Below are 7,570 nucleotides of genomic sequence, written 5' to 3'. Positions count from 1 at the left end.
GACCAATCCATGGTGTCTTTCAAAAAGACCGCAGATGTCAGTGTCGTTAGACAGTTCCAAAGAACCGTCGCTAGGACACCGCCGCCTGCGTTTCTCTTTCCAGATCAACGATTTCAAAGACCCGACCACAAAAACCGGCCCCACTGTTTAACGCCGGTGAGCGGCGGAGGCGGCGATGTAGTCGCCTCGGTATTCCGTGTCAAGCGGCCCCTTAGAAGAAGAGCCGATCTCCACAAGCTCACCCCGAAGGATGACGGAGGCGGCCATATAAAGGCTTTATCCTCCGAAACAACCGGGCTTTTCAGCCATTCTGCAGATCGGAAATCCAGAACTTCCGGGCCGCACAAAACCGTCAGGAGAAGCCCGAGAGGCTCGCCTCTTTTCGTTTCCGACGATTCGATCGAAGGCGCGGAACCTAACCGAAGACCCTTCAGGAAGCAAGAACGATTGGTTCTTTTTTCCCGGTGGAGCGGAAGGACTGTCGTCCCCGCCGCCCCGGCGTCCGGCCCGTTTCCGAGCGAGGCGGCGATATACGCAGCGCCCGTTTTGTCCGCAACCGGAATCCGCACCTTTTATGAAGTTTCTCGCAGAGTCCCGGTCGGTCAGAAACGCGGCATCGCCTTCAGCCAGCGCCTATATAGGTTCGCAGGGATTCCGCCTCATGCGTGGCCTCCGCGATCTGGCACTTCACCACATCGCCGATGGAGATCACGCCGGCCAGCCGCCCCTCCCTCAGCACGGGCAGATGCCGGATTCGCCGGTCGGTCATCCGCTCCATCAGAATCGCCACCGTCTCAGCCGGGGCCGCAAACACGACATCCGGACTCATATAGGTAGAGACCGGGCGCCCCAGGGCCGCGACGCCATCCCCAGCGACCGCGCGAACCACGTCGCGTTCGGACAGCACACCGACCACCTTGTCCTCATCGCAGATGATCAGAGCACCTACGCGCCGCCGGTCCAGCTCGGCACAGGCATCGGACAGGCGCAGATCCGGACGGATGACAAAGACAGCCTCGCCCTTGTCCTTGAGAATCTCGGCGACCAGCATCGGCTTTCCCTCCCCGGGTCTAGCGCACGGTCGCGGACGGACCGCATCAGCCGTGAGGTTCGCTCACATTGCCCCAAGAATCAAACCGGTCCGATTTCGGCGCAAACCAGGCGAACCACGGTCCGACGAGCAACGCCCCCACCACATACCCTATGGCATGAGCCTCCCAGGCGATCTGCACGCCCTCCATCCCCGGCGCAAAACCGATCAGGCCCGTGGCCGCATTCACCGCCATCAGAATCGCCGAAGTCTTGAGAAATCGCCTGTTGGTCAGCGCGACGGGACCCCTGCCCCGGCGACCCAGCAACCGCAGCGCCGCCCCCATCAGACCGAACACCGCCCCGGAGGCTCCCAGCACCGGAACAGAACTGTCCAGATACAGCAGGCCATAGCCCACCGTCGCGGCGATCCCACACATTATATAGAGCAGCAGAAAAACCATCGCTCCGCGCAGGCCGGGAAACAGCCGCGCGACAGCCGGCGCAAAGGCCAGGGCCGCCAGCGCATTCATGATGACATGGCCCCAGCCGGTGTGGACGAACATCGAGGTCAGGACCCCGGGCCACCAGTCGCCCCCCACCAGTGACGAAGATCGAAAAGCTAGCGACAGCCCGCCATCCGGCAACATTGTCTGCAGCGCGTACAGCGCCGGCATCGACGCGACCAGCAGCACCGCCACCAGCGGTGCATTGAAGATCGGCGGTTCGGAGCGATCGGTCAGGACATGTCTCCACTGGGCTCAGGCCGCTGAATCACAACGATGTTCACCATGGCAAGCGGTTCTTAATAACCATGCTCCAGAGTGGCACACAGGGTCTTGTGCGACCCGCGTCGTTTTGGCCCGAGGATCGCCCATGTCCGTCCGTTTCGTCCTGCCCCTCGCGGCGATCGCCTTGCTGGCGGTACCGGCTGTGGCCGCCGCCCAGTCCGCCGGGTCAACCGGCATGGCCAACTATCAATCCGGCTACGGCGGCTCGCGCTACACCACCAGCCAGGCTCAAACCGGCTCGACGCGGGATGCCAACGGCAACCGCCTGATCGTCGACGGCCTGATCCAGTCCGGGGCCAGCGCCTATTCCAGCCAGTCCGGCGGCGTCGCCTCGGCCTATGCCGGTGCGGGCCAGGGTGCCGGCGGCACGGCCATCGGCGGCTCCACCGCCATCGGCAACAATCTGAATGTCGTGGTTCAGGGCAACAATAACGTCGTCATCGTCAACTCGCGTCAGGTCAACAACGGCAACGTCAATGCCGGGACCAGCCTGAACGGCACACTGAGGCTTCCATGAGCGTAGGCTCCATCTCGCGCCGCGTGCGCATCGCCGGCGTCGCCTGCGCGACCGCGGCCCTGCTCGGTGGCTGTATCTCGGCCACGGCCGATTCCAGCGGGCGCTATGCGACGCCGATCGGCAATGCGCCGGTGACAGCCAACCCGACCCCCTATTCGGCGGCGCTCTACTGCATGGCCGACTATGCCCGCCGCTATAACCTGCCCTCGCCACGCATGGCCGTGGGCCGGATCAGCGACTACACCGGCACGGTCTCGGCCGACGGCGGACGCCAGATCACTGGCGGGGCCTCCCTGATGGCGATGAGCGCCCTGGCCAAGTCCGGTGCACACATCGTCGAACGCTACGACACCTCCGTCTCCGAGATGGAGCTGCGCTATGCCAATAACCGCCTGATCGGCGACCAGGCCGCGGACACGGGCGACACTGAATATCGCCGCATCATTGCGGGTCAGGTCCCCGGCTCCGACTTCTTCGTTGTCGGCGGCATCACCGAGGTCAACTACAACATCCGCTCTGGCGGCTTCGACATGGGGGCCGGTCAGGTCGAGACCTCGACGCCCCTGTCCACCGCCTTCAGCGGCAAGTCCTATGTCATGAACGTCGCCATCGACCTCCGTCTGGTTCAGACCCAGACGATGGAGGTCGTCGATGTCGTCTCCTATCAGAAGCAGATCATCGGCCGCGAAATCTCGGCCGGCGTCTTCGACTTCCTGAACGGCAACGTCTTCGACATCTCGGCGGGCGAAGGCGGGCTGGAGCCTGTTCAGCTGGCGGTGCGGGCCCTGATCGAGCGCGCCACCGTCGAATTCATGGCCAATCTGTACGGCGCTCCGGGACCGGAGGTCTGCCTGTCGGCGGGCCCTGACCCCCTGGGCGGCACGGTCGGCCCGACCGGCGGCTATTATCCCGCCTACCCCAACACGGACACGAACAATGGCGCAACACGAGCGGATCCGTCTCGCTGGCACGATGCTCGCGACGGCGATGTTCGCCGCAGTCGCTACTGACGCCTGCGCGCAAACGCCACCGCCGCCCACCGGCGAGGATGACAGCGTCGTCCTGAACAATCAGCTGCAACTGGGCGATGTCATCGCGGGCCAGACGCTGAACGTGGTCAATGCCCAGGAGCAGGTCACGGTCACCACCGTGACCCAGGGCAATACGATCAGCGGCGCGGTTTATAACGGCACCGTCACGGTCAGCTCGACCCAGGACATGCGCGGCGACTCGGTCGCCCGCACCGATATCAATGCTTCGGGCGACACCTATGGCGTAATCAATGCCACGACCCAGGCCGCCGGAAACTATCTGGCTGCCAGCGGCTATGGTGCCGACGTGACGCTGGACGCGACCCAGTCGAACACCGGCGGTCTGGTCAGCGCGACCACCGAAGTCGGGCCCGCAGGCTCGGCTCGCCTGCTCGGCGGGGCCAACATCAATGCCACCGCCATCTCCAACACCGTGGCCGCCTATGGCGAAGGGGCTTTCATCGACGGCTCCGTCGATCAGTCGTCCTCGGCCACCGTCCGCTCGTTCGGCCGAATCCAGACCCAATACATCCCCGCCACCGCAGGCGTGACCAGCCAGGCCATCGCCAATGCGGTCGAGGTGAACTCCGGCCAGACGTCGGGCCAGAACCTGACCATCGGCCAGCGCTCGACCGGCGACTTCATCGAGGCCGAGGCCAGCTCCAACGCCGGCAACGCCTGGGACCTGGCCGCACGCGCCCGCGCCAGCGCCAACCAGGCCAATCTGTACAATCAGGGCGGCAGCGTCGTCGTCGCCTCGGATCAGCAGAATGGCAGTTTCGTCCGCTCGTCGGCTTTGACCACCGCCTTCGACTATGGCGCGGCCACCGCTTCGTCGCGGGCGGCCGGCAACGATCTGTCGGTCGGCAACAACGACATCTATCTGGAACTCGATAACACCCAGCTGAACACCGGCGGCGTCGATTCCACCGCCACCTTCAGCGGCACCAATGGCTATGACGTCTATGTCGGGGCCGACGCCGTCGGGAACAATGTCACCGGCTACGGCTGCTCGACCTGCAATGGCTATATGGAAGTCCGCAACAGCCAGACGAACGAAGGCAATGTGTCCGCCGCGGCCAATACGACCGTCGCCGGCTCGGGCCGCGCCGTCATCACCGGAGCCAACGCCACCGGCAACTCGGCGACCTTCTACGTCTCGCGTCCCGGAAATTAACATTCGGTAACTTGCGTCAAGTCTCCTTGTCACCGAAAGGTGTCTAGGGACTTTGACACCTTCTCGCCATAGTCCCTGACCCTTGACCGGCGCGGCCCGCGGGCCCCTTGCGCCAATGGAAAGAGACTGTTGATGCGTTCCCCTCGCCGCCTGCTTCTGCTGGTCGCCGCCTCGGCCAGCGTCCTGATCACCGCCGCACCGGCCCTGGCTCAGGCCCAGGCCCCGACCGATCCCTTCGCCCAGGCCACCAGCGATATCCCCGCCGACAGCAACGTCCGCTTCGGCACCCTGCCCAACGGCATGCAATATGCCCTTCTGCGCAACGCCACGCCGCCCGGTCAGGCCAGCTTCCGCCTGCGCATCGATGCAGGCTCTTTGATGGAGAATGAGAACCAGCTGGGTCTGGCTCACTTCATGGAGCACATGGCCTTCAACGGCACGACCAACATCCCCGAGAATGACCTGCTGCGCATCCTCGAGCGTCTGGGCCTGGCCTTCGGGGCCGACACCAATGCCTACACCGGCTTCGACGAGACGGTGTATCTGCTAGAGCTGCCCCGCACGAATGACGAGACCGTAGACACATCGCTGCGCATCATGCGCGAGCAGGTCTCCGAGGCCCTCATGGCCGCCGAGGCCGTCGACGCCGAGCGAGGCGTGATCGAAGGCGAAGAGCGCCTGCGTAACACACCCGCTTTGCGCTCCATCAAGGCCCAGATCGCCCTGCTGGCCCCGGGTCAGCGTCTGGCCAACCGCCTGCCCATCGGCGACCTGAACATCATCCGCACGGCACCACGCGAACGCTTCGTCGAATTCTACAACGGCTACTATCGCCCGGAGCGCGCCACGTTCGTGGCGGTCGGCGACTTCGACGTCGATGTGATGGAAGCCAAGGTCCGCGCCGAATTCAGCGAATGGCAGGGCAAGGGCCCGGCCGCCCCAGAGCCCGATCTGGGCACTGTCGCGCCACGCGAGCCAGAAACCAAGATTCTGTTGGAACCGGGCGTCCAGTCCTCTATCCAGATTAACTGGACCCGCGCGCCCGATCGCAACCCCGACACCGTCGCAGAGCGCCGTCAGGACCTGCTGCGCGGCCTGGGCCTTGCCGTCTTGAACCGTCGTCTGGGCGAACTGGCCCGTGCCGACAATCCGCCCTTCATCGGCGCCAGCGCCAGCGAAGGCGACTTCGCCGACAGCGTCGGCATTGCCTCTGTGTCTGCACAGTTCAATCCGGGCGAGTGGAAACGCGCACTGGATACCATCGAGCAGGAGCAGCGTCGTCTGGTCCAGTACGGCATCTCCGAGGCAGAGCTTCAGCGCGAGATCACGGCCAATCGCACGGCGCTGGAAAACGCCGTGGCCGGTGCAGCGACCCGTCGCACGCCTGCGCTCGCCGGAGCTCTGGCTGGCTCCGTCAACGCCCGTAGCGTCTTCTCGTCGCCGCAGACCAATCTTGATCTGTTCAACGCCGCGACCCAAGGTCTGACGGCAGCCCAGGTCAGCGAAGCCGTCAAACCCGTTTTCGAAGGTGGCGGCCCTCTGGCCCTTGTCGTCACGCCCGTAGAGATCGAAGGCGGTGAAGCCGCTGTTACTGCGGCGCTGGAGGCCTCGCGTCTGGTGCCGGTCACCGCTCCAGCGGTCCAGGCCGAGCTGGAATGGCCCTACGCCGAGTTCGGCACCCCAGGCACGGTCGCAAACCGCACCGAGATCGCCTCGGTCGGGGCCACGGTGGTCACCTTCGCCAATGGCGTGCGCCTGACGGTCAAGCCAACCGAATTCCGCGACGAGCAGATTCTGGTCAGCGTCCGCACCGGCATCGGCGAGTTGGGCCTGCCTGTCGATCGGATCGAACCCCAAGCGCTTTCGCCGCTGGTCTTCCCTGCGGGAGGCGTCGGCAAACTGACGGCAGACGAAATGAGCCGCGTCCTCAACGGCCGCATCTACTCCGCTGGCTATGCACTGGATGGCGATGCCTATGTCCTGACGGGTGCCACCCGCCCGCAGGACCTTCAGCTTCAGACCCAGGTGCTGGCGGCCTATCTGACCGATCCGGGCCTGCGTCCGGCCCCGTTCCAGCAGATCAAGGCCTTCTTCCCCCAGATCATCGCTCAGCAGATGGCGACCCCGGGTGGTGCCTTCGGCCTGCAATCGGGCGTCCTTCTGGCCAGTGGCGACAAGCGCGAAGCCGTGCCTACCGCTGAAGACATCGCAGGCTGGACCAACGATCAGATGGCCGCCGAGGTTCGCGAGGGACTGTCAACCGGCCCGATCGATGTCGTCATGGTCGGTGACGTCACGGTCGAAGATGCCATTGCCAGTGTCGCCTCGACCTTTGGCGCCCTGCCCGCCCGCGGTCCGGATCTCGCCCCGGCACCTGGTGCAGACCAGCGTCGCTTCCCCGCCGGCACACCCGAGCCGGTCCGCCTGACCCACAACGGGCCGGCTGAACAGGCGCTGGCCTATATCGCTTGGCCGACCGTCGATGCCGTCGACGATCGCACTGATGCCCGCCAGGCCAGCATCCTGGCCGAGGTGCTGAAGCTGCGTGTGCTGGACGAAATCCGCGAGCGCCAGGCCCTGGCCTATTCGCCAGGCGTGGGCGCGAGTTCGTCTGACGTCTTTGCGGGCTATGGCTCGATCTCGATCCGCGCGGAAATCGGCGCAGACAAGGCCGACGCCTATTGGACCGCCATCAACGACATCGTCGCCAAGCTCCGCGACGAACCTGTCACCGAGGACGAGCTGAATCGCGCCCGCCTTCCCGTGATCGAGTCCCTGCGTCGTAGCCAGGCCAGTAACGAATACTGGCTGGGTCAGCTGGCCAAGGTAGGCGAGAAGCCCGCATCGGTCGAACAGACGCTGAGCCACATCTCGGATCTGGAGGCCATCACCCCGGCCGATATCCAGCGCCTGGCCCAACAGTATCTGAAGTCCGATACGGCTTGGCGCGCCCTCGTGGTGTCCGCCAATCCGGCGACAGCAGCGGCGGCACCCGCCGCTCAGTAAGGCCCGGCCCATCTCAGAT

Annotated in this window: 6 protein-coding genes; 4 read left to right on the top strand and 2 right to left on the bottom strand. The window is 65.0% G+C overall.

Annotation, left to right across the window (positions count from 1 at the left end; genetic code table 11):
• Window positions 1–622 precede the first annotated feature (622 nt).
• Together ACE3TH_RS04985 and ACE3TH_RS04980 are read right to left on the bottom strand one after the other, a co-directional pair.
• Window positions 623–1,051, bottom strand: coding sequence for a CBS domain-containing protein (locus tag ACE3TH_RS04985; protein WP_374597931.1), 429 nt, complete (start codon window positions 1,049–1,051; stop codon window positions 623–625).
• A 46-nt stretch (window positions 1,052–1,097) separates the two neighbouring features.
• Window positions 1,098–1,730: a rhomboid family intramembrane serine protease gene (locus tag ACE3TH_RS04980; RefSeq protein ID WP_374597929.1), complete on the bottom strand. Its 633-nt coding sequence runs from the start codon at window positions 1,728–1,730 to the stop codon at window positions 1,098–1,100.
• A gap of 175 nt (window positions 1,731–1,905) precedes the next feature.
• Here ACE3TH_RS04980 and hfaA point away from each other — a divergent pair, with 175 nt between their 5' ends.
• From hfaA to ACE3TH_RS04960, 4 genes are all read left to right on the top strand, one after another.
• Entirely contained in the window at window positions 1,906–2,337 is a 432-nt protein-coding gene (gene hfaA, locus ACE3TH_RS04975) for a holdfast anchoring protein HfaA (RefSeq protein ID WP_296170312.1), read from the top strand.
• Window positions 2,334–3,347, top strand: coding sequence for a holdfast anchoring protein HfaB (gene hfaB, locus ACE3TH_RS04970; RefSeq protein ID WP_374597927.1), 1,014 nt, complete (start codon window positions 2,334–2,336; stop codon window positions 3,345–3,347). The genes hfaA and hfaB overlap by 4 nt, the downstream gene beginning before the upstream one ends.
• Window positions 3,274–4,545 carry a holdfast anchor protein HfaD gene (gene hfaD / locus ACE3TH_RS04965; RefSeq protein WP_374597925.1) on the top strand — a complete coding sequence of 424 codons (1,272 nt, stop codon included), beginning with the start codon at window positions 3,274–3,276 and terminating at the stop codon, window positions 4,543–4,545. The genes hfaB and hfaD overlap by 74 nt, the downstream gene beginning before the upstream one ends.
• 132 nt (window positions 4,546–4,677) lie before the next feature.
• On the top strand, window positions 4,678–7,551 hold the full coding sequence (locus ACE3TH_RS04960; protein WP_374597923.1) for a M16 family metallopeptidase: 2,874 nt from the start codon (window positions 4,678–4,680) through the stop codon (window positions 7,549–7,551).
• Window positions 7,552–7,570: the final 19 nt, after the last annotated feature.

This window comes from Brevundimonas sp. (genome assembly GCF_041919755.1).
Taxonomy (GTDB): domain Bacteria; phylum Pseudomonadota; class Alphaproteobacteria; order Caulobacterales; family Caulobacteraceae; genus Brevundimonas.
This window is presented reverse-complemented; position numbering and strand designations above follow the sequence as displayed.

What these genes read in the sequence shown, in the direction of transcription:
- hfaD (WP_374597925.1), top strand. Translation starts at nt 3,274, where the DNA reads ATGGCGCAACACGAGCGGATCCGTCTCGCTGGCACGATGCTCGCGACG.
- ACE3TH_RS04960 (WP_374597923.1), top strand. Translation starts at nt 4,678, where the DNA reads ATGCGTTCCCCTCGCCGCCTGCTTCTGCTGGTCGCCGCCTCGGCCAGC.
- ACE3TH_RS04985 (WP_374597931.1), bottom strand. Translation starts at nt 1,051, where the DNA reads ATGCTGGTCGCCGAGATTCTCAAGGACAAGGGCGAGGCTGTCTTTGTC.
- hfaB (WP_374597927.1), top strand. Translation starts at nt 2,334, where the DNA reads ATGAGCGTAGGCTCCATCTCGCGCCGCGTGCGCATCGCCGGCGTCGCC.
- hfaA (WP_296170312.1), top strand. Translation starts at nt 1,906, where the DNA reads ATGTCCGTCCGTTTCGTCCTGCCCCTCGCGGCGATCGCCTTGCTGGCG.